The 24,392-nt window shown below is 59.6% G+C and carries 17 protein-coding genes; 13 read left to right on the forward strand and 4 right to left on the reverse strand.

The features are described 5' to 3' along the window. Window positions 1-354 precede the first annotated feature (354 nt). From J3361_RS14155 to J3361_RS14210, 12 genes are all read left to right on the forward strand, one after another. Window positions 355-684: a polymorphic toxin type 44 domain-containing protein gene (locus J3361_RS14155; protein WP_243458875.1), complete on the forward strand. Its 330-nt coding sequence runs from the start codon at window positions 355-357 to the stop codon at window positions 682-684. Between the two features lie 30 nt (window positions 685-714). Beyond that, window positions 715-1,167, forward strand: a complete 453-nt coding sequence (locus J3361_RS14160) for a hypothetical protein (RefSeq protein ID WP_207965117.1) — start codon at window positions 715-717, stop codon at window positions 1,165-1,167. Window positions 1,168-1,559: 392 nt separating this feature from the next. Next, window positions 1,560-2,012, forward strand: coding sequence for a type II 3-dehydroquinate dehydratase (gene aroQ, locus J3361_RS14165; protein ID WP_092331086.1), 453 nt, complete (start codon window positions 1,560-1,562; stop codon window positions 2,010-2,012). 48 nt (window positions 2,013-2,060) lie between these two features. Beyond that, window positions 2,061-2,525 carry an acetyl-CoA carboxylase biotin carboxyl carrier protein gene (gene accB, locus J3361_RS14170; RefSeq protein WP_053118072.1) on the forward strand — a complete coding sequence of 155 codons (465 nt, stop codon included), beginning with the start codon at window positions 2,061-2,063 and terminating at the stop codon, window positions 2,523-2,525. A 17-nt stretch (window positions 2,526-2,542) separates the two neighbouring features. Next, window positions 2,543-3,901 (forward strand): acetyl-CoA carboxylase biotin carboxylase subunit, encoded by a 1,359-nt coding sequence (accC, locus tag J3361_RS14175; protein WP_207965118.1) that lies wholly within the window; start codon window positions 2,543-2,545, stop codon window positions 3,899-3,901. 292 nt (window positions 3,902-4,193) lie between these two features. Continuing rightward, window positions 4,194-5,072: a 50S ribosomal protein L11 methyltransferase gene (gene prmA / locus J3361_RS14180; protein WP_013692161.1), complete on the forward strand. Its 879-nt coding sequence runs from the start codon at window positions 4,194-4,196 to the stop codon at window positions 5,070-5,072. 30 nt (window positions 5,073-5,102) lie between these two features. After that, entirely contained in the window at window positions 5,103-6,329 is a 1,227-nt protein-coding gene (locus J3361_RS14185; protein ID WP_207965119.1) for a DUF3426 domain-containing protein, read from the forward strand. A gap of 185 nt (window positions 6,330-6,514) precedes the next feature. Beyond that, window positions 6,515-7,522, forward strand: a complete 1,008-nt coding sequence (gene dusB / locus J3361_RS14190; protein ID WP_053181619.1) for a tRNA dihydrouridine synthase DusB — start codon at window positions 6,515-6,517, stop codon at window positions 7,520-7,522. Further along, window positions 7,519-7,839, forward strand: coding sequence for a DNA-binding transcriptional regulator Fis (gene fis / locus J3361_RS14195; RefSeq protein WP_003186237.1), 321 nt, complete (start codon window positions 7,519-7,521; stop codon window positions 7,837-7,839). Before dusB ends, fis begins: the two co-directional genes overlap by 4 nt. Window positions 7,840-7,922: 83 nt before the next feature. Continuing rightward, window positions 7,923-9,530, forward strand: coding sequence for a bifunctional phosphoribosylaminoimidazolecarboxamide formyltransferase/IMP cyclohydrolase (purH, locus tag J3361_RS14200; RefSeq protein WP_207965120.1), 1,608 nt, complete (start codon window positions 7,923-7,925; stop codon window positions 9,528-9,530). A 169-nt stretch (window positions 9,531-9,699) separates the two neighbouring features. Further along, window positions 9,700-10,995 carry a phosphoribosylamine--glycine ligase gene (gene purD / locus J3361_RS14205; RefSeq protein ID WP_207965121.1) on the forward strand — a complete coding sequence of 432 codons (1,296 nt, stop codon included), beginning with the start codon at window positions 9,700-9,702 and terminating at the stop codon, window positions 10,993-10,995. A gap of 99 nt (window positions 10,996-11,094) precedes the next feature. Further along, a complete protein-coding gene (locus tag J3361_RS14210; RefSeq protein WP_207965122.1) occupies window positions 11,095-13,872 on the forward strand; it encodes a hybrid sensor histidine kinase/response regulator in 2,778 nt (925 codons plus the stop codon). 36 nt (window positions 13,873-13,908) lie between these two features. Here J3361_RS14210 and J3361_RS14215 read toward each other — a convergent pair whose 3' ends face one another. From J3361_RS14215 to J3361_RS14225, 3 genes are all read right to left on the reverse strand, one after another. Beyond that, window positions 13,909-14,589, reverse strand: a complete 681-nt coding sequence (locus J3361_RS14215) for a hypothetical protein (RefSeq protein ID WP_207965123.1) — start codon at window positions 14,587-14,589, stop codon at window positions 13,909-13,911. Then, window positions 14,586-15,311: a hypothetical protein gene (locus tag J3361_RS14220; RefSeq protein ID WP_207965124.1), complete on the reverse strand. Its 726-nt coding sequence runs from the start codon at window positions 15,309-15,311 to the stop codon at window positions 14,586-14,588. Before J3361_RS14220 ends, J3361_RS14215 begins: the two co-directional genes overlap by 4 nt. A 63-nt stretch (window positions 15,312-15,374) precedes the next feature. Beyond that, a complete protein-coding gene (locus J3361_RS14225) occupies window positions 15,375-16,184 on the reverse strand; it encodes a hypothetical protein (RefSeq protein WP_243458876.1) in 810 nt (269 codons plus the stop codon). 224 nt (window positions 16,185-16,408) lie between these two features. Here J3361_RS14225 and J3361_RS14230 point away from each other — a divergent pair, with 224 nt between their 5' ends. Continuing rightward, window positions 16,409-17,005 (forward strand): MarC family protein, encoded by a 597-nt coding sequence (locus J3361_RS14230; RefSeq protein WP_207965125.1) that lies wholly within the window; start codon window positions 16,409-16,411, stop codon window positions 17,003-17,005. Between the two features lie 11 nt (window positions 17,006-17,016). Here J3361_RS14230 and J3361_RS14235 read toward each other — a convergent pair whose 3' ends face one another. Next, window positions 17,017-24,072 carry a TcdA/TcdB pore-forming domain-containing protein gene (locus J3361_RS14235; protein WP_207965126.1) on the reverse strand — a complete coding sequence of 2,352 codons (7,056 nt, stop codon included), beginning with the start codon at window positions 24,070-24,072 and terminating at the stop codon, window positions 17,017-17,019. Window positions 24,073-24,392: the final 320 nt, after the last annotated feature.

The following is a 24,392-nucleotide window of genomic DNA, read 5'->3' on the forward strand; positions in this document are numbered from 1 at the left end:
CTTGCTCGCGAAAGCGTCGGCCCATCCAGCATCTGTAGTGGCTGATACGCCGCTATCGCGAGCAGGCTCGCTCCCACAGTGGATCTGAGCTGTACGCAACATCGGAGTACACCACCGAACCTTGTGGGAGCGAGCCTGCTCGCGATAGCGCCGGGTCAGCTTGCATCGACGCTGAATGCACCGCCGTCATCGCGAGCAGGCTGGTATTTTTTTCCGATGCGCCGCGCTGAATGACCTTGGCGCTACTGCGCAGCCCCGATGGGGTTTGTCGCATGGAGCAGGTTACGGAATTTTGTAACAGTTATCTTCATGCTAGGCTCCCGCCCCCTCAAGAAATTGCAAAAGGAACATGCAATGAGGGTACCTGCGTCGCCACCCGGCGTTTCTGTCGAAGAAAATATGGCCGTGGCATTTCATAAGAAAAATGTTCTGAAAGCTGGATCGGCTTTTATCTACTCGTGGTTTTACACCCAAGTCAGAAATCGCGGGCCTTGGGACTACAAGCAACTATCCGCCGAATATGAAGCCTTTGGAAATTTCAACTACGGTGCCACCGGAACCGCAGCAGGCTTCAGCGAAGACGTTCTTTTACGGGCAGCAGGCCTGGCCCAGAGTCGAGCAGGATCAACCGTGGCAGAGTTCGGCACATGGTGGGGCAAGCCCCTTTCGGCGACGATCCGGTAGATCAACGATGGATCAAGGAGGGGATAAAATATGCCAAATTCAGAAACTACTAAAAAGCCCACCTATCTCGTTGTCTTTTGCGCACTGCTTGCCCTCGCGCTGTTTTACATCAGTTGGCTGTGTTTCTTCCCTCGAAATATGCCCCAACTGACAGAGGTCGTCTTGCGAAAACCTTTGTCCCACGATGCATTTATCTATGGCGTAAAGGATGATCGTGGTGGAGCAACGGTCCCGTTCAGTTATCGCTACTACGTCTATCGAACCTTGGCAGTTGACAGCGACATCCTTTCCGAACTGAAAAACGCGACGCCATTCCTTGTCACTCGGGATGACTCAATAGCTGTCGACATCCAGGAATCGACGATTACGGTGTCAGTTGATAAGGAAGTCTATGCCTACCACAGCAACACCCTCTATCGACATGCCGATGGTGTCGACTACACACCCGTGAAGATCTATTTGCGTTCAAGTCCGACAGATTAAATGAAGGAGCGAGCCTGCTCGCGAAAGCGATGGGTCAGCTTGCATCGAGGTTGAATGTACCGCCGCCTTCGCGAGCGAGCCCGCTCCCACAGTTTTGATCGGGATTGTTCACAAATCCTGTGTTCATCCCAAATCCCCTGTGGGAGCGGGCTTGCTCGCGAAAGCGGTGGGTCAGCTTGAATCGATGTTGGATATGCCGCCGTCATCGCGAGCAAGCTCGCTCCCACAGGGGTTCAGCTACAACCGTATGACCGGATCACGGGCCTGGGTCACAAATTTCGCGCAAACATCGGTCATCGTGCTGGCTATTGCCGAGAACTGGACAGTCACAAAGGCTTTGCGGCATAGTCGCCAGGTTCTGATACCTGCTCACAGATAACAAGGAACAGCAGATGGCGACCCTATTGGTCCTGCACGGACCCAACCTGAACCTGCTGGGCACCCGTGAACCGGGCGTCTACGGTGCCGTGACACTGGCCCAGATCAACCAGGACCTGGAACAGCGGGCCCGCAACGCCGGCCATCATTTGCTCTATCTGCAAAGCAACGCCGAATATGAATTGATCGACCGCATCCATGCCGCGCGTGGTGAAGGCGTGGACTTCATTTTGATCAATCCAGCAGCTTTTACACACACAAGTGTCGCATTACGTGACGCGCTGCTGGCGGTGAGCATCCCATTCATCGAAGTGCATTTGTCCAACGTGCACAAACGCGAACCTTTCCGCCATCACTCCTACTTCTCCGATGTAGCAGTGGGAGTGATCTGCGGCCTTGGCGCCAGCGGTTACCGACTGGCCCTGGAGGCCGCCCTAGAACAGCTTGATAAACAGGCACCAGCTTGAACAACAAGCGTTAAACGCCCCTGACCGACCCTTGGGAGTTGATGATTCATGGATATCCGTAAAGTTAAGAAATTGATCGAATTGCTGGAAGAGTCCGGCATCGACGAGCTTGAGATCAAGGAAGGCGAAGAGTCCGTACGCATCAGCCGCCACAGCAAGACCCCGGCCCAGCAGTTCTATGCACCGGCCCCGATGCAAGCCCCGGCTGCCGCACCGGCTCCGGCAGCAGCGCCAGTTGCCGCCGCAGCCCCAGCCGCACCAGCGGCACCAACGCTGAACGGCACCGTTGCCCGTTCGCCAATGGTGGGCACGTTCTATCGCAAGTCTTCGCCATCCTCGCCGTCCTTCGTTGAAGTCGGCCAGACCGTGAAGAAAGGCGACACCCTGTGCATCGTTGAAGCCATGAAGATGATGAACCACATCGAAGCTGAAACCAGCGGTGTGATCGAATCCATCCTCGTCGAAGACGGCCAGCCGGTTGAGTACGACCAACCGCTGTTCACCATCGTTTGAACCGCGGGGAGCCTTTGATGACTGCGAAGTTGGAAAAAGTTCTGATCGCTAACCGCGGTGAGATCGCCCTGCGGATTCTGCGTGCCTGCAAAGAGATGGGCATCAAGACCGTCGCCGTTTACTCCAAGGCCGACAAAGAACTGATGCACCTGGGCCTGGCGGACGAATCCGTCTGCATCGGTCCGGCGTCGGCTGCGCACTCCTACCTGCACATCCCGGCGATCATCGCTGCTGCCGAAGTGACCGGCGCCACCGCCATTCACCCGGGCTACGGTTTCCTGGCGGAAAACGCCGACTTCGCCGAACAGGTGGAAAACTCCGGTTTTGCCTTCATCGGTCCGAAAGCCGAGACCATCCGCCTGATGGGCGACAAGGTGTCGGCCAAGCACGCCATGATCGCTGCCGGCGTGCCAACCGTCCCGGGTTCCGACGGCCCGCTGCCTGAAGACGAAGAAACCGCTTTGCGCATCGGTCGCGAAGTGGGTTATCCGGTGATCATCAAGGCCGCTGGCGGCGGCGGTGGCCGCGGCATGCGCGTGGTACACAAGGAAGAAGACCTGATTTCCTCGGCGAAACTGACCCGCTCCGAAGCTGGCGCGGCGTTCGGCAACCCGATGGTCTACCTGGAAAAATTCCTGACCAACCCACGTCACGTTGAAGTCCAGGTGCTGTCCGACGGCCAGGGCCAAGCCATCCACCTGGGCGACCGCGATTGCTCGCTGCAACGCCGTCACCAGAAGGTCCTCGAAGAAGCGCCGGCACCGGGCATCGACGAGCAGGCTCGCCAGGAAGTCCTGGCACGTTGCGTCAAGGCCTGTATCGACATCGGCTATCGCGGCGCCGGCACCTTCGAATTCCTGTACGAGAACGGTCGTTTCTACTTCATCGAAATGAACACCCGTGTTCAGGTGGAGCACCCGGTTTCGGAAATGGTCACGGGTATCGACATCGTCAAGGAGATGCTCAGCATCGCCGCCGGCAACAAGCTGTCGTTCACCCAGGATGACGTGGTCATCCGCGGTCACGCGCTGGAATGCCGGATCAACGCCGAAGACCCGAAAACCTTCATGCCAAGCCCTGGCACGGTCAAGCATTTCCATGCCCCGGGCGGCAATGGCGTTCGCGTCGACTCGCACCTGTACAGCGGTTATGCCGTTCCGCCGAACTACGATTCGCTGATCGGCAAGCTGATCACCTACGGGGCGACCCGTGACGAGGCCATGGCGCGCATGCGCAATGCGCTGGACGAGATCGTGGTAGACGGGATCAAGACCAACATCCCGCTGCACCGTGATCTGGTTCGTGACGAAGGCTTCTGCAAAGGGGGCGTGAACATTCACTACCTCGAGCACAAGCTGGCAGGCGAAAAGCACTAAGCTTCAGCTCGCACCAGACAAAGCCGCCTTCGGGCGGCTTTGTTGTACCTGGATGCCGCACAAATCCCCCTGTGGGAGCGCGCTTGCTCGCGAATGCAATCTGTCAGTGACATTGATGCTGACTGACTCAGCGCTTTCGCGAGCAAGCCCGCTCCCACAAGTACAGCGTCATTCAAGAAGCGAGCGGTAGACATAAGGTCACACCACTCCCACAAAACCCATGCGCTCGCGTAAACTGGCGCGCTTCTCGCAGCCATCGGCTGCACACTCTATTTTTTCAAAGGTGCCCGCCATGCCTTGGCTGCAAGTACGCCTGGCCATCAGCCCGGAACAAGCCGAAACCTACGAAGACGCGTTTCTTGAAGTAGGCGCAGTATCGGTAACCTTCATGGACGCCGAAGACCAGCCGATCTTCGAGCCGGAGCTCAACACCACCCCGCTGTGGTCCCATACCCATCTGCTGGCCTTGTTCGAAGGCGGCACCGAGGCGGCCAGCGTACTGGCCCATCTCGAGCTGCTGACCGGCAGCCCGCTGCCCGAGCATCACAGCGAAGTGATCGAAGACCAGGACTGGGAACGCAGTTGGATGGACAACTTCCAGCCGATGCGTTTCGGCCAGCGCCTGTGGATCGTCCCGAGCTGGCACGCCGCGCCAGAGCCGGACGCAGTCAATCTGCTGCTGGACCCGGGCCTGGCGTTCGGCACCGGCACCCACCCGACCACCGCGCTGTGCCTGGAATGGCTCGACGGCCAGGACCTGAAGGGTTGCAACGTGCTCGACTTCGGCTGCGGCTCGGGGATCCTGGCGATTGCCGCGCTGCTGCTGGGCGCCCGGGAAGCGGTCGGCACCGACATCGACGTCCAGGCCCTGGAAGCCTCCCGCGACAACGCCGGACGCAATAACATCGCCGAAGCCTTGTTCCCGTTGTACTTGCCGCAGGACTTGCCACAGGTCCAGGCCGACGTGCTGGTGGCCAATATCCTCGCCGGCCCACTGGTGTCCCTGGCGCCGCAACTGTCGAGCCTGGTCAAGCCGGGCGGACGCCTGGCGCTGTCGGGCATCCTCGCCGAACAAGGTGAAGAAGTCGCCGCCGCTTATGCCGCGGACTTTGACCTCGACCCGATCGCCAATCGCGATGGCTGGGTGCGCATCACCGGACGTCGGCGCTAGAATGAGCGCCTGTATCCACCGGATTGCCGCATGACTGACAGCTTCGTCACCCAGTGCCCGCATTGCCACACCCGTTTTCGCGTCAGCCATGCTCAATTGAGCGTGGCCCGCGGGGTGGTTCGTTGCGGCTCGTGCCTGCAAGTATTCAATGCCGCACGACAGTTGCTGGAACAACGCACGGCCAAGCCAGTGGCGCCCACCGTCGCACCGCCCGCCAAGCCGGCCGCCGAAGCCCCACCTCGGGCGATCAGCCAGAAACAATGGAGCGCCGCCGAGCTGGACCTGGACGACCTGGATAAGGAACTGGCGCGCCTGGAGCGACGTGACAATCGCGCCCCAGGCAGTGCCGGCCGGCGCCGGGAAGACAACCTGAGCGCGCAACGCGACTCGCTCTCCAGCGAACAACAAGCCTGGCCCGACAGCCTGTACAGCGAAACCTCGGACGAACGCGTCGAAACCGTCCTCGATACGCCCTTCGAACCGTTCGAACCCCACGAACCGGTGCGGCCACCGCGTACCGAACCGTCGTTGTCGCTGGCCCTCGAACCACTGGAACCGGACGACGAACCGGTCGCCCCGCTCCACCTCGCACCGGACGACGAGCCCGAAGAACGCCTTGAGCGCCTGTCCGCTACCGACGACCACGACGACGAGCCCGAGCCACCGCTGCCACTGCGCAAGTCACGAGAACGCCAGGAGCCGGGCATACGTGCCGAAGCCCTCCACGACCTGGACGACGACCCACTGCAACTGGACTGGCGCAAACGTCGCTCGCCCTGGGGCCGGCGCTTGTTGTGGATACTGCTGATCCTGCTCGCCGCCGCAGCCCTGGGTGGCCAGTACATCGCCTACCATTTCGAAGAGCTGGCCCGCCAGGACCAGTACCGACCGTGGTTCCTGCAACTCTGCCCGACCATCGGCTGCGACGTACCGTCCAAGGTCGACATCGCCAAGATCAAGAGCAGCAACCTGGTGGTGCGCAGCCATCCGGAGTTCAGCGGCGCCCTGATCGTAGACGCGATCATCTACAACCGTGCGCCCTTCTCCCAACCTTTTCCGTTGCTGGAACTGCGCTTTGCCGACCTCAACGGGCACCTGATCGCCAGCCGTCGCTTCAAGCCCGGGGAGTACCTGGGCGGCGACCTCGAGGGCCGCGGCGAAATGCCGCCGCAGACGCCCATCCACATCGCACTGGATATTCTGGATCCGGGCCCCAAGGCGGTGAACTACAGTCTGAGCTTCCATTCCCCCGAATGAAACCGGCCAGGGTCGGCCAATTGACGGCAGCTTTCTGACTGACCCCACCCAGACCAAACCGCTGGCGATAACAAAATAGCTGTTCAGATTTTATCCAATTCGATCTTTATCCAGTCATCGAGAGCGGGTATCATGCCAACCCTTTTTCGAAGTCTCATGATCCGGCCCCACTTCAGGGAAGTCCTATGTCGGCGGTACGCATCGGCCCATATACATTGCAGAACGGCCTGGTTCTCGCCCCCATGGCGGGCGTCACCGACCAGCCCTTTCGTCAGTTGTGCAAACGATTGGGCGCAGGCTTGGTGGTTTCGGAAATGGTCACCAGCGACATGAGTTTGTGGAACACCCGCAAATCGCGTCTGCGCATGATCCACGAAGGCGATCCCGAGCCCCGCTCGGTACAGATCGCCGGTGGCGACGCACAGATGCTGGCGGAGGCGGCCCGGGCGAACGTCGAGCTGGGAGCGCAGATCATCGACATCAACATGGGCTGCCCAGCGAAAAAGGTCTGCAACAAGGCCGCTGGCTCGGCGCTGTTGAAAGATGAAGCGCTGGTCACCGAGATCCTGCAGGCGGTCGTCGCCGCGGTCGATGTACCGGTGACCCTGAAGATTCGTACCGGGTGGGACCGGGAAAACAAGAATGGCCTGGTGGTGGCGAAGATCGCCGAACAGGCGGGTATCACGGCGCTGGCGGTGCATGGCCGCACCCGTGCCGACCTGTACACCGGCGAGGCCGAGTACGACACCATCGCCGCGATCAAGCAGGCGGTGTCGATTCCGGTGTTTGCCAACGGCGACATCGATTCGCCCGAGAAGGCCCGGTACGTGCTGGACGCGACCGGTGCCGATGGCCTGTTGATCGGCCGGGCCGCCCAAGGGCGGCCATGGATTTTTCGTGAGATCGAACACTACCTGCGCACTGGCGAAAAGCTCGCTGCGCCGCAGTTGTCCGAGGTGGAACGTATTCTGCTAGAGCATCTGGCCGCGCTCCATGCCTTCTACGGAGAAGTCATGGGCGTACGCATCGCTCGCAAGCATGTGGGCTGGTATCTCGCAACCCTGCCGGGCGCCAGGGAGTTTCGCGCCCGTTTCAATCGTTTGGATGGTACGCAAGCACAATGCGCCGACGTTCAGGCGTTCTTCGCTGAGCGTTACAAGAGCCTGACAGGGGACGAAGGGGTGGCCGCATGACGATGATGACCGAGACTTTAGTGAGTGGAACAACACCCGTGAGCGACAACGTGAATTTGAAACAGCACCTCAATACGCCCAGCGAAGAAGGCCAGACCCTTCGCGGGAGTGTCGAGAAGGCGCTGCACAATTATTTCGCCCACCTTGAGGGCGCTGCCGTCACGGATGTGTATAACCTGGTGCTTTCCGAAGTCGAGGCGCCTCTGCTCGAAAGCGTGATGAACTACGTCAAGGGCAACCAGACCAAAGCCAGTGAGCTGCTGGGCCTGAACCGCGGCACCCTGCGCAAGAAACTCAAGCAGTACGACCTGCTGTAAGCATTCAATCAAACCAGAAAGGCGCCCGCATAAAAAACGGTCGCCTTTTTTGCTGACTTCCCTTGCTTTTGATGGAAATTGAAATGACCGACCAGACCACCCGCCTGCCGATCCGCCGCGCCTTGATCAGCGTTTCCGACAAGACCGGGATCCTCGAATTCGCCCGCGAGCTGCAACAGCTGGGCGTCGAGATTCTCTCCACCGGCGGAACCTTCAAGCTGCTGCAGGACAACGGCGTCGCCGCAGTGGAAGTCGCGGACTACACCGGTTTTGCGGAAATGATGGACGGTCGGGTCAAGACCCTGCACCCGAAAATCCACGGTGGGATCCTGGGCCGTCGCGGCATCGACGACGCCGTCATGAACGAACACGGCATCAAGCCGATCGACCTGGTAGCCGTCAACCTCTACCCGTTCGAGGCCACCATCAACAAGCCTGGCTGCGACCTGCCGACCGCTATCGAGAACATCGACATCGGCGGCCCGACCATGGTTCGCTCGGCGGCCAAGAACCATAAGGACGTGGCCATCGTAGTCAACGCCAGCGACTACGCCAGCGTGCTGGAAAACCTCAAGGCCGGTGGCCTGACCTACGCCCAGCGTTTCGACCTGATGCTCAAGGCCTTCGAACACACCGCCGCCTACGACGGCATGATCGCCAACTACATGGGCACCGTGAACCAGGCCGCCGAAACCCTGTCGACCGAAGGCCGCAGCGAATTCCCGCGCACCTTCAACACCCAGTTCGTCAAGGCCCAGGAAATGCGCTACGGCGAGAACCCGCACCAGAGCGCGGCGTTCTACGTGGAAGCCAAGCCGGCCGAAGTCGGCATCGCCACCGCCACCCAACTGCAAGGCAAGGAACTGTCGTTCAACAACGTGGCCGACACCGACGCCGCGCTGGAATGCGTGAAGAGCTTCGTCAAACCGGCCTGCGTGATCGTCAAGCACGCCAACCCGTGCGGCGTGGCCGTGAGCCCGGACGCCGAGGGCGGTATCCGCCAGGCCTACGAACTGGCCTACGCCACCGACACCGAGTCGGCCTTCGGCGGCATCATCGCCTTCAACCGTGAGCTGGACGCCGAGACCGCCAAGGCCATCGTCGAGCGTCAGTTCGTCGAAGTGATCATCGCCCCTTCCGTCAGCGAAGAAGCCCGCGCCATCGTGGCCGCCAAGGCCAACGTGCGCCTGCTGGCCTGCGGCCAATGGTCGGCCGACCGTGTGCCGGCCTGGGACTACAAGCGCGTCAATGGCGGCCTGTTGGTCCAGAGCCGCGACATCGGCATGATCGGCAGCGAAGACCTCAAGGTCGTGACCCAGCGTGCCCCGAGCGAACAGGAAATCAACGACCTGATCTTCGCCTGGAAAGTCGCCAAGTACGTCAAGTCCAACGCCATCGTCTACGCCAAGAACCGCCAGACCATCGGTGTCGGCGCCGGCCAGATGAGCCGCGTAAACTCGGCCCGCATCGCGGCCATCAAGGCTGAACATGCCGGCTTGCAGGTACAGGGCGCGGTCATGGCTTCCGATGCGTTTTTCCCGTTCCGTGATGGCATCGACAATGCGGCCAAGGTCGGCATCACCGCAGTGATCCAGCCGGGTGGTTCGATGCGTGATGCTGAAGTGATTGCTGCGGCCGATGAGGCTGGCATCGCGATGGTCTTTACAGGCATGCGCCATTTCAGGCATTGAGGGCAGCGGTAAGCTTCAAGCTGCAAGCGGCAAGTTAAGAGCAGGCCTGTGGCGCTCTGCTTGCCTTTGCAAACTCACTAATTCAAAGCCATAAGCTGCAAGTTAGAATCGCGCATACCCGCTCTGACTTGCAGCTTGTAGCTTGCAGCTTCTCCGAAGGAGTCTTTCTTTGAACATTTTGATCATTGGCAGCGGTGGCCGCGAACACGCCCTGGCCTGGAAAGTGGCCCAGGATCCCCGTGTGCAGAAGGTTTTCGTAGCACCGGGCAATGCCGGCACCGCCATCGAAGCCAAGTGCGAAAACGTCGCCATCGACGTGCTGGCCCTGGAACAACTGGCCGACTTCGCCGAGAAGAACGTCTCGCTGACCATCGTCGGCCCGGAAGTACCGCTGGTTGCCGGCGTGGTCGATCTGTTCCGCTCCCGTGGCCTGGACTGCTTCGGCCCGACCGCTGGCGCCGCGCAGTTGGAAGGTTCGAAAGCGTTCACCAAGGATTTCCTGGCGCGTCACAAGATCCCGACCGCCGACTACCAGAACTTCACCGAAATCGAACCGGCCCTGGCGTACCTGCGCGAGAAAGGCGCACCGATCGTGATCAAGGCCGACGGCCTGGCCGCCGGTAAAGGCGTGATCGTTGCCATGACCCTGGCCGAGGCCGAGGACGCCGTGCGCGACATGCTCGCGGGCAATGCCTTCGGTGACGCCGGTTCCCGCGTGGTGATCGAAGAGTTCCTCGACGGCGAGGAAGCCAGCTTCATCGTCATGGTCGATGGCAAGAACGTCCTGCCCATGGCCACCAGCCAGGACCACAAGCGTGTCGGCGATGGCGACAGCGGCCCGAACACCGGCGGCATGGGTGCCTACTCCCCGGCTCCAGTGGTTACTGCCGAAGTACACCAGCGCGTGATGGACCAGGTAATCTGGCCAACCGTGCGCGGCATGGCCGAGGAAGGCAATGTCTACACCGGTTTCCTCTATGCTGGCCTGATGATCGACAAGGCTGGTAACCCAAAAGTCATCGAATTCAACTGCCGTTTCGGCGATCCTGAGACCCAGCCGGTGATGCTGCGCCTGCAATCGAGCCTGGTCCTGCTGGTCGAGGCCGCGCTGGCCCAGGCCCTGGACAAGGTCGAAGCCCAATGGGACCCGCGCCCTAGCGTCGGCGTTGTACTGGCCGCTGGCGGTTACCCGGGCGAGTACGCCAAAGGTAGCGCAATCCAGGGCCTGGACGCCGCGGCCCGACTGGAAGGCAAGGTCTTCCATGCAGGCACGGCGTTGAAGGATGGCCAAGTGGTCACCGCCGGTGGTCGTGTGCTTTGCGCCACCGCCATGGGCGCCAGTGTGGACGAAGCCCAGCAGCAGGCCTACAAGCTTGCCGCCGAGATCGACTGGGAAGGTTGTTTCTACCGCAAGGACATTGGCTACCGTGCCATTGCCCGTGAGCGTGGCGAAAATCTGGAATAACCCGGCCATTCAGTCAGGCAAGGGTCTGCGGCCCTTGCCTGACTGTTCCGGCGCCGCGCATAGTTATAATCTGGCATCAACCTACGAAGGGATTTCGCCGTGCGCTGGCTCAGGATTGCCATAGGCTTTACCGTCACCCTGCTGACGCTGCTCTGCATGCTCCCGGCCCAGGCCGCGCCAGGCAGTGGCTGGGCGGTATTGCTCGACGAACAGGGCGACCTGACGCTGAGCGACATCCGCTCTGCCCGCTACACCAATCAATTCAGCCCTATCGACCTGGACCGCCTCAAGGCCGCCGAGCCCGGCGGTGCGTTGTGGCTGCGCTTCCGCCTGGCCCCGGACAGGCACGAACACATCCTGCGCATCTTCGCCCCCGACCTGTCACGCCTGAACCTCTACGTGCTGGACGGCGACGCCCTGGTCGAGCAACAGGTCAGCGGCAATGCCACGCCGCATACCGAACCGACGGTGCCCAGCAGCGACTTCATGCTGCCCCTGCCGCGCAGCGATAAATCCCTGGACGTCTACCTGCGACTGGCCTCGCGCCACGAACTGCGCCCCTACGTCACGCTGGAATCGGCCGTCGCGGCGGCAGCCGATCAGAACCAGACGCTGATCTATGGGCTGCTGTTCGGCTGCATCGCCATGCTGATCCTGCACAACCTCACCCGCTACGCCTATACCCGTTCACGCAGTTGCCTGTGGCTGGCCGCCTGTGAAGGGCTGCTGATGCTCAGCCTGGTGCTGTTGCTGAACCTGGCGGGGCCCTGGCTGCCCGACTGGCCGGCGGTGCAGACGCCCGGGGCCTACCTGGCGCTGCTGCTGACGGCGCCCTGCGGCCTGATGTTCGCCTACCGCTTCTTCGCGCCCCTGGGGCCGCACCCGTTGAACCGGCTGCTGCTGGGGGACATTGTGTTCGTCATGCTGTGCAGCCTGCTGCTGTTGTTCGTCAACACGCTGCCGCTCAATATCATGACCTACGCCCTGGTGGCCCTGGCCGGCCTGAGCATGCTGTTCGTCAGCGCCTGGCACTGGCAAAAGGGCTATCGCCCGGCCCGGCTGTTCGTCGCGGCCATGGTGGTCTTCAACCTGGGCACGCTGATCATCCTTCCAGCACTGCAAGGGCTCACGGAAGTGGCTCCCCAAGGCTTGATCATCACCCTGCTGGTCTTCATCTGCATCAGCGGCTTGTTGATGAGCGTCGCCCTGGGCGAGCGCCAACGCTCGATCAATGAAAGCCGCTTCAGCCTCAGCCGCGACCTGGCGGCGAGCAATGCCGAAATCAATGCCAAGGCCGAATTCCTGGCGAAGATCAGCCACGAAATCCGCACCCCGATGAACGGCGTGCTGGGCATGACCGAGCTGCTGCTGGGCACGCCGCTGTCGGTCAAGCAGCGCGACTACGTGCAGACGATCCATAGCGCCGGCAATGAACTGCTGACCCTGATCAACGAGATCCTCGACATTTCCCGGCTCGAATCCGGGCAGATCGAACTGGACGATGTGCAGTTCGACCTCAATGCCCTGATCGAGGATTGCCTGAGCATCTTCCGCGCCAAGGCCGAACAGCAGAACGTCGAGCTGATCAGTTTCATCCAGCCCCAGGTACCACGCGTGATCAGCGGCGACCCGACGCGGCTGCGCCAGGCGTTGCTGAGCCTGCTGGAAAACGCCCTGAAGAAGACCGACGAGGGCGAAGTGCTGATCGTCGTCGCCCTCGATGAGCGCAGCCATCAGCCCCGCCTGCGCATCGCCGTGCAGGACAGCGGAGCGCCGATGGATGCTGAAGAGCGCGACACGCTGATGCACGCCGAGCTGCACAGCAAGAACTTCCTCTCGGCCACGCGCCTGGGTGGCAACCTGGGCCTGGTCATTGCCCGCCAGTTGATCATCCTGATGCATGGGGAGTTCGGGATAAAAAGCGGCAGCAACCAGGGCAGTACCCTGTGGCTGACCTTGCCGCTGGACCCGGATCGCCTCGAACACCCGACGTCCGACCTCGACGGCCCGTTACAAGGGGCACGGGTGTTGATCGTCGACGACAACGACACCTGCCGCAAAGTGCTGGTGCAACAGTGCAGCGCCTGGGGCCTGAACGTCAGCGCGGTACCCTCGGGCAAGGAAGCCCTGGCGCTGCTGCGCACCAAGGCGCACCTGCGCGATTATTTCGACGTGGTGCTGCTGGACCAGAACATGCCGGGCATGACCGGCATGCAACTGGCGGCCAAGATCAAGGAAGACCCGAGCCTGAACCACGACATCCTATTGATCATGCTCACCGGTATCAGCAACGCGCCGAGCAAGATCGTGGCGCGCAACAGCGGGGTCAAGCGCATCCTCGCCAAGCCAGTGGCCGGCTATACCCTCAAGACCACCCTGGCGGACGAGTTGAACCAGCGCAACCGGGGCCAGGCAACGAAGGTGCAGGTAAACGCCGGCCCTCCGCTTCCGGTGAAGGTGCCGAGCGACTTCCGCATCCTGGTGGCCGAAGACAACAGCATTTCCACCAAAGTCATCCGCGGCATGCTCGGCAAACTCAATCTGCAACCCGACACCGCCAGCAACGGTGAGGAAGCCCTCAAGGCCATGAAGGAACAGCGCTACGACCTGGTCCTGATGGACTGTGAAATGCCGATCCTCGACGGGTTTTCCGCGACCCAGCAGTTACGGGCCTGGGAAATGGGTAACCAGCGCACCCGCACGCCGGTGGTGGCGCTCACGGCGCATATCCTGGCCGAGCACAAGGAGCGCGCCCGCCAGGCTGGGATGGACGGGCACATGGCCAAGCCGGTGGAACTGTCGCAGTTGCGTGAGCTGATCGAGCATTGGGTGGCCCAGCGCGAGCAGCAGGACAAGACCGCGGCGCATCCGTCCTAGGCCACGACAGGCTCGCGCGCGAGCCCAACGCCCTGTTCAAAATTCCAACGCATATATATTGCGGGTTGTTTCGGCGATAACGGATGCCCGAACCCGTTCCCGGAACGTTGAATAATGCAGCGTACTGAACGTGACAACCGCCATTTCTTCCAGGCTGGTCTGTACCACTTCTTCAATCGGCCAGAAAAGAAAGCTTGAGACCGTTCTACGCGTGCTGAATTGCTTGTGATAAAGAGCCAGCTCAATTTTCCCAGCTGATTTCGGCAGGCAAGGAATCACTTGGAAGAACGCCGAATCCTGTTGCAGGCTGGCTCGTTCGAACGCCTCGAGGGCATTGGGATTTCGCTCCAGGGCGCCAATCGACTCAGTCGCCGGCTGCGCAAAGCGTTCGTCGAATGACTGGGATAGTTGAAGGGAAACACTCTGGGCCATTGATCCCTCGCCAGCCAGTCCAGGCTCGAGAGGACGGGCCGAATCCCAGCCCAGGTATTGCAGCTTTTTCTTGTAGTAGCTGAACCAACTACTACCCACCAATCCGTCCCGATAAGCCGACCGTGTGGCCAACTGGGCGTAAAGGTTGCTCAGGCAGATGTCTTCGCGATCCTGACGGGACAAGCCCTCGCCAAATGAAACGAGACTGCCTGCCACCACAGCCGCTCCTGTGGCGTCACTGCCATACAACGCCTGCTCGCGATCCTGCAAATACCCGGCATTCATGGGGTGGCCCCCGATGGATCGAATTCAACGCTGCTCGAAATATCAAAGATATGTTCAGCGGGCCTATCGCCCAGCTTCTGAACAATCGCCCCACGAAGAGGTTCGTAAAGCTCATTCGACAAGCCGGCCTGGAAGCATCTGGACTGAACATTACCCACAACATTGGCGACCGACAGGCACTGTTCGAGCGGGTTGGAAAGATCGGTTTGCGAAGTCTCGTAACTCAGGTAGGCACTGCTTAGCAGGGGACCCGGCTGGGCCAGCACCACTTGCAAGTTGACCCTGCCGGTAGATTCGTCGTTAACGTGTGGCAGTGCGGAGTCCCTGCGCTTGTAGGTATGTCCACGTAATTGCTCCATGGCCGGCAGGGTACCGGGTAATTTCGCGACACGGTTCAATAAAACCGTGACGTTATCAGTCGTCGTTCGATCGACGGACTCGCCCAAACATCGCCCCAGCCAGTGCGCCGCATTTAAATAGCATGTTCCATCAACTGAAAAATTATTCCATGTAACTGTTTTCTGCAGCCAGGCATTCTTCAAGACTTCACGATACTCGTCATACCATTTTGGCGCCAAGGCATAACCCGGGTATTTTTTATTGGCCACCAACTGCGCAAACAACAACGATTGCAGCACATCGCGCGTCTCTTGTTCTGCCATATCCTGCGACAGCACCACTACAATCCCGGCATTAACAAGAACCGAATAATGATCATTCATTTCAACCACTCGCTCGTTTATGGTCGGCGACTACAACGTAGTCGCCTTAGAAGCTTTACTCGATCAGAGTTCGTAAGCCAGGATTTTTTGTTGTGCGCGATCACCCAGTTTCTCAATAATAATATCGCGGGTACGGTTAATAATGGACGGCACCATGGTCATATGACTTTCACCGCGATACAAATCGACGGTGCTGCTGTCCCAATTAACAAACAAGACTTGGGTCTGGTTGGTACGCTTGATGAAACGCACGGCTCCCAGTGCCAGGATGACTTCGCCATGAGGCGTCTCGTGACAGGTTGCCACACCAAAACCGCCCGCGCCGGACTCCTGGACGTTGCGCTCAAACACCTGAAGCGGCCTGTCACGCTCCTGCAACGAATTAATTGCAACACCGGCGACTTGGAGCATCAGCGCTGAGGTGGGGCCGGGAACGGCGGCTGCCGCCACCGCCGCACCGAGAATCTTCAACACCAGTTGATCCATCGTGAAACTTTTGCCCGAAGCGGTAACCGTATCGTAGTACTTCTTCAGGATCGCCCAACCGCAATCCTGCATGACTTGCAGGAAGAGTTGATACCACTCCTTTCCTTGCGCATCGTTGGGGTATTGTTTATTAGCCACTAACGAGGCGAACAAATACGAATGCTGGATGTCGGCCTGGTTTTGTTCGGACATTCCCGAAACAAAAGCCAGGATACCATCGCCAACGATCGAGGCACGATCCGGCTTCTCGGGATACTCACCCACCTGGCTGCTTCGAAACAGCGAAGCAGGCGCGATGACTTCAAACTCATCCGGCGACACATCGTAAGACTTCAACCGATTAACGCGATCAGCCAAAGTCATAACAGAATCAAATCTAACGCTCATACTCTTTTCCTTTTTAATAAAAGATCCTCCATGGACCCGAGAGGCGAACTTACGCAACCCACTTCCTAACAACAAGCGCACAACTGTAACCGTAGATAATGAAATCCAAATCATTAGATTAATCGGCTCATTCTTGAAGTTGCACTTCGTCTCCGCCACGAGCCGACAGACACCCCGACGCCTGATAGACTCCACCTCAAATTCATTCGTCGCGAGCCTCAACCATGCTCCCTGTGCTGTTCAGCGTTTACCTGAAGATGCTGGTGCTCTACAGCCCCTTCTTCGTTCTCTCCTGCTTTATCGGCCTGACTCGCGGCTATTCCCGCAAGGAACAACGCCGCCTGGCCTGGAAGGTCGCGATTGCGACGCTGGTCTCCAGCGTGTTGCTGTATTTGTTCGGGCGGGTGATTTTCAGCGTGTTCGGCATCACCGTGGATGCGTTCCGTATCGGCGCCGGCAGCGTGCTGTTTATATCGGCCCTGGGCATGGCCCAAGGCAAATCCGCCGTGCAGACCGATAATGTGCAGCAGGACGTAACCATCGTCCCGCTGACCATTCCGTTGACCGTCGGCCCGGGCACCATCGGCGCCCTGCTGGTGATGGGCGTGAGCCAGCCGCACTGGGACGACAAACTCATGGCCATCATCAGCATCGCCCTGGCCAGCTTTACCGTGGGCGTGGTGCTGTACCTGTCCAGCCGCATCGAGCGGATTCTCGGCGACCAAGGCTTGCAGATCGTCAGCCGCCTGATGGGGCTGTTTGTCTGCGCCTTGGCGGCGCAGATCATTTTTACCGGGGTGAGAGGTTACCTGGTGCCGTGACGGGAGACGGCTTACCCTGCGACCGGCGCCGGCGCCAGCAACTCCGCCAGAGTTGCACTGCCGGTCGCACCCAACGCCCTTAACCGCGTCACAAACATCGACACCGGGCTCGCTTGTGCAGCGTTGAAGCCCAGGCACAGTTCGCCACGCAATACCGGGTCGGCGGAACACACATCACGCAGAATCAAGCAGCGTTCACTGTCCGGGTCAACGATGACCAGGTGCGCCTGGACGATCTCGAACACGAGTTTTTCAGGCTCATCGAATGCGCAGATCAAGGTGCTTAGCGTGGCAGGCGTTTCACCCAGGGCATGGCGACAGTCGACAATGACCGACTCCAGTTTCAGCCACACCGGCTTCGTCAACTGGCACGTCACCGAGCCTTGGCCCAGGCGCAGAATCAACCGGGTGACCTCGTCGGGAATCATCGGCGAAAGATCGCGGCCGACACTCTCTCCTTCAACCACCAGCACCTGGGCGTTGCGCTGGATATAATCGAACGGTCCGATGCTTCGCTTGTCCGGATAAATGAGCACCCGCCCGTCCGGGTGCTCGTGCAATAACACGTTCACCTGCGCTTGAGTGCCCAGCAGGGTGAAGTCCTTGGGTAGATTCTTGCCGGTTACCCGCAGCAACCGGGCGCTTTGCACGTCATACCAGCTCAGGCTTCCAGGCTCGGACTCCACCGACACGAACTCGTCATGCCGGGCCGCTCCCAGCAATCGTTGGAGGGCTTCGACCAAGTGCTCGCCCTGCGCGGTCACCCAGGCGTGATTGACCCCGGTGATGGTCGCCGCCTCCTGATGACGCAGCGCCAACGCCACACCGTCCACGCTTATGCCGCGCAATCCGGAACCTTCGAGCGTGACGTCAGCGAACCGCCAGCCCGCCCATTCCCGTTGATAAGCCGGCAGGCTGGCGCCTGGCAACAGTTGCGAGCCGGCGCCAAATGCCTGGTCAAGCTGCTGCGGGTCGAAGAACGGCTGGCTCATTATTTCACCGCTAGATCGATTGAACAGCCAGACCGACTGGTTGTCCGGTATCACGCCGAGCAAGCGCACTTCCTTGTCTAACCCCGGATCGCATAACAACAATCGGTGCGTCACGTACCAGGCACAGAGATTGCTGTCACCGGCAGTGTTGCGCACGCCGGCAATGGCGAAGTCCTTGGCCGGATAGCGCTTGGCCAGCGGCTCGAGCGCCTGCCACCACTGGGCACGGTCTTTGAGCCAACGCTCACTCACACCGGCGAACTGCAGGTCGCCTTGCGCAACCAAGTTGAAAAACAGCCCGTTTTCATCGAGTGCCACGTAGCCCCCTTCGACTGCCAGGACCTGCGTGAGCCCGTCTGGCTGCACCCATTCGTGCGTCCATTGCGCCGTACCGTCCGTCACGTTGCGTTGCAGTCGGCAGAGCGTCTGGTTGGGACTGACTCGCTGGTAAACGAAGAACACATCGCTGTCGCCAGCCATGGGTAAGAGCATCAGACCGTCCAGATGCTTGATCGAGTCGTCCCAACCTCGGGCATGGCGCTGAGCCGGTGGTGCCGGGATCAGGCAACGATCGCTACGGCGTATCCACGCCATGTCTCGGACGCCGGGCGCAATCGTCCAACAGATCGCAACATACGAGGCCGGTTGCCAATAGACGGCCGTAGATCCAGTGTTCGAGGGGTCGGCGCCCAGTCGAGCGAAATTGCCCAGCACGGACGACCACTTGGCCAGCGTATCGCCAGTCAACAGCAGCGCTTGCAGCTGCGGTGCCGTGTCGTAAGTGACGGAACTCAATAATAATTGTCCGTCATGAATCAGGTATCGGTATTGCCGGACGGCTTGATTGTCATCAACGTGTTCCTGCAAGACATGAATCACTCCCTGGGCATCCGCCTCAATGCTGCGAATGGTGCTCTTGCCCTCTTGGATGAGGAGCAGATAACGGCATTCGAGCAGACCCGTCGCACAATCCGCTTGCCAGATCTGGTACCCGTCGGGATCGTAAAAATAGGCCGAATCATCCACGACCAGTGACAATCGTGGCTCGCCGAGCACTTCCATGTCGTCGCGGATGTAAAGGAAACGGTCTTCGGCCGCGTCATACCAGGCTGTGGTATAGCGCGGTTGTCGAGGATCCTCGAATGGAACCAGGTAGTGGTCGATCGTTGTATAAGGCAACGCCAATCGATGCTCACGCGCCAGGCTCTGGTAGTGGTCAAGCAACGCCTGTTCATCGAGCCCCTCGGGCGCCGTCTGCTCGACAAAATCCAACTGGCGCTTAGCCCCGGTGACACTGAACAATTGGTCGGCCGTGCGAATCAATACTTCGTTACGGCCGCTACGAGCGACATGGATAGAGCCGATGTACAACTCACCGGATGGCTCGATCCGGATATCACTGTCCTTGGCCCAGGTTGCCTGCAATACCCAGCGACAATACGTCAGGTTCGGTGCGACAAGCCTTATGTTCACCCCGGGATTGAGCGCCACGGTACAGAGTGCGCCAGCGCCCCTGAGCCAATAGGACAGCTTTCCTTGCCAGGCATCCGGCAGGATAGGAACCACGAGCGTGCGCTCCACCGCATCCAGGTTCACCCGGATGACCGTTTCGCCGTACACCGGGTTCAGGCGATTGAGAATGTAGTCGGAAGGGAACGAGTAGAACGAGAACAGGAACAACCACGAGCCGTCCGCTTGCTTTTTCTCCAGCCGGCGAGCCGTGTCGAACCCACGATCGCCGCGCAAGCGAGCGAAGGGCAACGCCTTGTATTCATAGCCGTAAGTGGTTTGGGGCGTGCAGGGCAGCACGATGGGTTGTCCGACGGGCACAGCGAATCTGATCCGTCCGGGCAACCCCAGCTCTCGGCGAATATCAATCGCTCGCGAATCGTCGAAGTCGAAACCCGGCACACCGAAATGATCACGCAGCGGATAGAGCTTCGGACTGTCGAGCAGCATCGTTGCATCGTTCAGATCGATGCTTCTGATCAGCAGTGGCGAACGTGGCACCCACGCATCCAACTTGTGATCATGGTAGTAGCCATCGCCACGATAGGCCTGCTCCAGATCGGCAAAAAAATCTCCGACTTGTTGCGCCTCGCGAGCAATGCTGGCAAACCCCTGGGCCAGTGCAGCGACCCCGACGGCCAAGCCACCCAATATCACCCCCGCGCCGCCAAGTACCGCCGCTGCAGTCGACGCACCGGCCAAGCCTGCCCCGATGCCGCCCGCCATCAGGGCCAGGCTGGCAGAGTCGAACGCCAGCTGGGTCCCGAATTGCGCCGTCTCAACGCCGTTGCGGGACGTCTCCAGTTGATAGATATCAAAGCCGACATTGGCCAGCCCCAACACCGCGCCGACGCCTTCGTTGGCCGCATGCCCCAGCGCCTGGCCGACAATCGGCGCGCACGTGCGAGCAATGAGCCGTTCTTCGGCCAACGCGGTACGGACCAACTGCACCAGGCCCGCCACATCCACAACGTTGCCATGCACCAGCTGTGCATAGTTGACGTAGGCGTGCAGGCGAACGGCGGTGGTCAGCGTTCGGTCATCGCCTTCCCGGTTGCGCAAGGCGTTCATCAATGCCTGGATGGTGAAACCAGCATTGAGGGTATGAACGCTCCCGGCCTCGGTCGGGTCCAGGACGCTGCCCGTCTGCACAGGTTTGCGCGCCAGGGTCGAAAACTGTTCCGACAGCCAGTTCTTGATCCGCAACAGGCGATGATCGTCGCTGAGCACGCGGACCGGCTGTTGCGGGTGCGCGGGATCGAGCAGGCTCACCCGGTATTTGCCTTCCGGCGTGATTTCCAGTGTTTCGAACAAGGGCACCAGCGGGGTCGTCGAGCCATGCAATTCCTGCAAGCCGACCGTTGCCTGGGCGATCTGTTGGCCCCACCAGTGGCTATCCAGCTTCAGTAAACTGCTCCCCAAGTGCGCGTTACTTGCCAAGGATCGGCCATGGGCACTGTTCAAGCGCTGGCGAATTGTAAGCGTCGGTTCTCCCGGCAAGGGGTCGGGCCTGAGCAGATGTTCCACGGTAAAGCCGTCAGCCAGTTCCAAGGCAGCGATCTTTTCGCTATGCAAGTCGATCAGATCGAATTCCGGTCGAGCGGCAGGACCATAGGCCGCGTAATAGTGAGCCATGCCCTCTGCCTGGAAAAATCGTTCCAGTACAGTTCTCATCTCATCCGCATGATCAAAGTTGCACAGACCGAAGTTGGGGTCGAAGAAATGATAGGTGGCACGCTCGCCGCTGACAGTCTTGGCCACCAACATCGAGTGGTTATCAGAATTGAGCATCACCATACGGGGGCCGCTGCGCGTCTCGAGCAGGTCCCTGACCTGATCCAGGTTCGCCTGCCCCAAACGTGTGCCGACCTCAGGCATCGGTACATCCCGCAACGCTTCGAGCGACCGCAAAAAAGCTTGGGCATCGGCCTCACCGGGTTCGAGCACCGCCAGGTAGAAGCGTCTGCGCAAGTGTCCGGAAGGCACTTCACCCTGGGCCAGCGCTGCGCCCATTACCAACGCCAGGGGATAGCAGCGCCCGCCAATCGCCTCGCCATCGCTATCGAGCAGTAAATCCTGGGGGACCATTTGCATGGCATTGTCGCCGAATCCGTCCAGCACCTGCGCGGAGCGTTCAACGACCTTGAGGCGATGCTCAAGGGTCGCCACTTTCTGGATCCGTGCGACTTGACGCCCCCATTGAAACAACGTCCGCGCCTGTTTCAAGGCCGTTTTCTTCAACTCCAGCGCGCTGTCGGACGGCAGTGGCGCATCCGCCGAGTCGCTCACCAGGCCATTCATGAAGCTGGCCGGCTTACGCTTGAACAATTGCCGCTCGATAACCGCGTAACGGCCGGCAATACCCTGTTCGGCAACGCTGTTGGCCAAGTTTTCCAACTCACTGGTGAAAGCATTGAAACGCAGGTTATCCAGGGTGTCCAAGCCCAGCAACACGCCCAGCGACAGCCGCTGTATTGGGCTGGCCTCAATGAAGCGCCGGCTACCGCTGGCAATATCGACCAGCACGTCGTCGATCCCCAGGTTCTGCATCTTTGCATCGCTCAGGAATACTGGAGCCAGCCTATCGACTGCCTGGCGCCGGATACGCTGGCGATCATCGAAACTCAACGGCAGCGGCTTCTCGAAGCGGATTTCACCGTCGTGCCCCTGGCTCATCGCCTCGATGAAGGGTTCGCCAAGCCCCTCCACCAATCGCTCCAATACATCCGTCAACAGCACCGCTCGCCCTTCGATCAGCGGCCAGCCCTGTTCGAACTTGATCCTCGAATGCTGGAGCAGTTGCGCGATGTCGCCGCTATAACGTGGATAGTTGCTCGCTTTCCAACGTGCCAACTCATTGTTGAGCCACTTTTCTGGATCGCCTCCATTGACCTTCCATGAATGATCCAGCTCTTCTTCAGTGGCGCCGTTAACGGTTGAATAGGGGGCGATGGCTGCCTCGTTAAGCAGTTTTTCTGCAAACGATGGGGCCAAGTGCGCTTTGGCATAGTCGGCCATGCCAACTTTCATGGCGCCGGGACCTGTGAGATAGATAGTCCCTTCGCTTTCCAGATGTATGCCATCGCGAAAATAGGTCGCTATGGCGTCGGTCAGAAATGCGGCAAACATTGCGTTTTCCGACGGCAATTCTTCCAAAGGCCCATACTTCGTCTCCATCACTTCGCGCACCAGCTCTCTCATCTCGACCGCGTTGCTCAATGCAACACCCCGTTGAGCGGCCAGTCGGTTGGAAACCTCCAACACCTCATAGTTGAATCGCATACGCTCGATGACACTTTTCAAGATGCTCGAGCCCGGGTGAGCCATCAGGAATGCATTCGCCAATGATTGACGTATGGCCGCGGCGCGCAGTGCGAAGGGCCTGACGAGGCGATCCGCCGGAGCCTTGAAAACCTCGCCCAGGCTTGGCCGCCCCTGCGCGAAAGCCTGCAGTGCCGACAGGTGCTCAGCGGGAATGCTGGCGTAATACTTGGACGACTCGGTACGACCGGGCATCCATTCCGGGTTGTTGTTCAACAGCAACTGCAGGATTCCCAAGCGGGCATCAAAGCCCAGGGCACTGATATCGACACCCCCCAAGGTATCCACCAAGGGGGGAAGATGATCGATATCACTGTAACTTCCACCTTGGTCGAACAGGACTTCAGCGCGTACCAGATCTGACGCCGCAGCCATATTGCCGCGCAAACGCATCTCCTGCTCATAAATACCCCGCAACTGCAGGGGTGCCTCGCTGGCGGCAAGATCACGCAATTGAAGGGGACCCTCAGCCATGGACTCGACGCTCTGCCTGTTACGTTGCCTTAATGCCTCCAACTGCTGTGCATCCTGACCGTAGGCGCGAACCAATAGATCCATCCGGGCTTCATCGGCCGATCCACCCTTGGCCACCGCCGCATTGATGTGAGCATACATTTGTTGCTTCAGTACAATGGCGCGCTCCTCGTAAAGCGTCGCCAGTTCTTTTGCACTCACCGTGCCGCTTACGTGTGGAAGAGCATCTGCCTTGGCAGCTTCGACAATAATTTTATTGGTCTGCCAGGCAACTAGTGCATCGCTGTCATACCAAAGATTCAGCGTATAACCCTGCCCGGCCAACACCTGCCGCCAAACATTGAGATAATCGCGTTGAATGTCGCCAAGCCCGCCACCGAGCCAGACGAAGTGCAAAGTCTTGGACACTTCAATGGGCGGCTTCTTCATTTGTTCGAGGCTGAACTGAAGGTTCGCCTCTTTGTGGTCGACCTCGTTATAGAGTTGTGGCAAATCCTTTGTAGCCCCGGACCGGCTGAACATGGTTGCAGCCTCGCTGCGCTTGACTCTTCGGCGGCCCAACAGCTCGGCGAGCGCCTGCTTCAACAGCCCCAATGGCTCGAGCAGCCGGTGGGAATCCGGCATGCCGATACAAGCAGAGTAGTAACGGATGACCGTGTCGTATTGCTCGTTGTTTTTGTAGGGCAACAGGGCTAGTTCGAGGTCGGCCAGCTTGAAAAGATCGCTGACTTCGCCCTCACTACCACCACTATGGTTATTCGCGTCCTGCATTAAAAATACTCCTTGACCTGTTCCAGCACAAAAGAACAGGCATATAAATAGCGTCGCCAGAGCGAGCCCCGGCGACCTCTCATTCCATTGATTTTTGTAACTTGGCGCGAACTTACACATAGACCAAGTCGTGACAAGTGCACGCTAGTAACTTGTCAGGCAGGCAAACTAACGCTAAAAAACCAACAACTCAAACGGGAAGGCTTTCAATGCATTTCAAAGAAGAGGCAAGACCACAACGTGCTCTTTTTTACACGGATGAGAACTAAAGCAAAAGAATCGAAACACACTCGCAAGCCCACTTTTATCCTGTGGCGAGG

Origin of the sequence: Pseudomonas sp. OA65 (assembly GCF_017498305.1) — a bacterium.
GTDB classification, from domain to species: Bacteria; Pseudomonadota; Gammaproteobacteria; order Pseudomonadales; family Pseudomonadaceae; genus Aquipseudomonas; species Aquipseudomonas zanjanensis.

Excerpts from the sequence above, each read along its gene's own strand:
- J3361_RS14155 (WP_243458875.1), top strand. The coding sequence starts at position 355 with ATGAGGGTACCTGCGTCGCCACCCGGCGTTTCTGTCGAAGAAAATATG.
- J3361_RS14160 (WP_207965117.1), top strand. The coding sequence starts at position 715 with ATGCCAAATTCAGAAACTACTAAAAAGCCCACCTATCTCGTTGTCTTT.
- aroQ (WP_092331086.1), top strand. The coding sequence starts at position 1,560 with ATGGCGACCCTATTGGTCCTGCACGGACCCAACCTGAACCTGCTGGGC.
- accB (WP_053118072.1), top strand. The coding sequence starts at position 2,061 with ATGGATATCCGTAAAGTTAAGAAATTGATCGAATTGCTGGAAGAGTCC.
- accC (WP_207965118.1), top strand. The coding sequence starts at position 2,543 with ATGACTGCGAAGTTGGAAAAAGTTCTGATCGCTAACCGCGGTGAGATC.
- prmA (WP_013692161.1), top strand. The coding sequence starts at position 4,194 with ATGCCTTGGCTGCAAGTACGCCTGGCCATCAGCCCGGAACAAGCCGAA.
- J3361_RS14185 (WP_207965119.1), top strand. The coding sequence starts at position 5,103 with ATGACTGACAGCTTCGTCACCCAGTGCCCGCATTGCCACACCCGTTTT.
- dusB (WP_053181619.1), top strand. The coding sequence starts at position 6,515 with ATGTCGGCGGTACGCATCGGCCCATATACATTGCAGAACGGCCTGGTT.
- fis (WP_003186237.1), top strand. The coding sequence starts at position 7,519 with ATGACGATGATGACCGAGACTTTAGTGAGTGGAACAACACCCGTGAGC.
- purH (WP_207965120.1), top strand. The coding sequence starts at position 7,923 with ATGACCGACCAGACCACCCGCCTGCCGATCCGCCGCGCCTTGATCAGC.
- J3361_RS14215 (WP_207965123.1), bottom strand. The coding sequence starts at position 14,589 with ATGAATGCCGGGTATTTGCAGGATCGCGAGCAGGCGTTGTATGGCAGT.
- J3361_RS14220 (WP_207965124.1), bottom strand. The coding sequence starts at position 15,311 with ATGAATGATCATTATTCGGTTCTTGTTAATGCCGGGATTGTAGTGGTG.
- J3361_RS14225 (WP_243458876.1), bottom strand. The coding sequence starts at position 16,184 with ATGAGCGTTAGATTTGATTCTGTTATGACTTTGGCTGATCGCGTTAAT.
- J3361_RS14230 (WP_207965125.1), top strand. The coding sequence starts at position 16,409 with ATGCTCCCTGTGCTGTTCAGCGTTTACCTGAAGATGCTGGTGCTCTAC.
- J3361_RS14235 (WP_207965126.1), bottom strand. The coding sequence starts at position 24,072 with ATGCAGGACGCGAATAACCATAGTGGTGGTAGTGAGGGCGAAGTCAGC.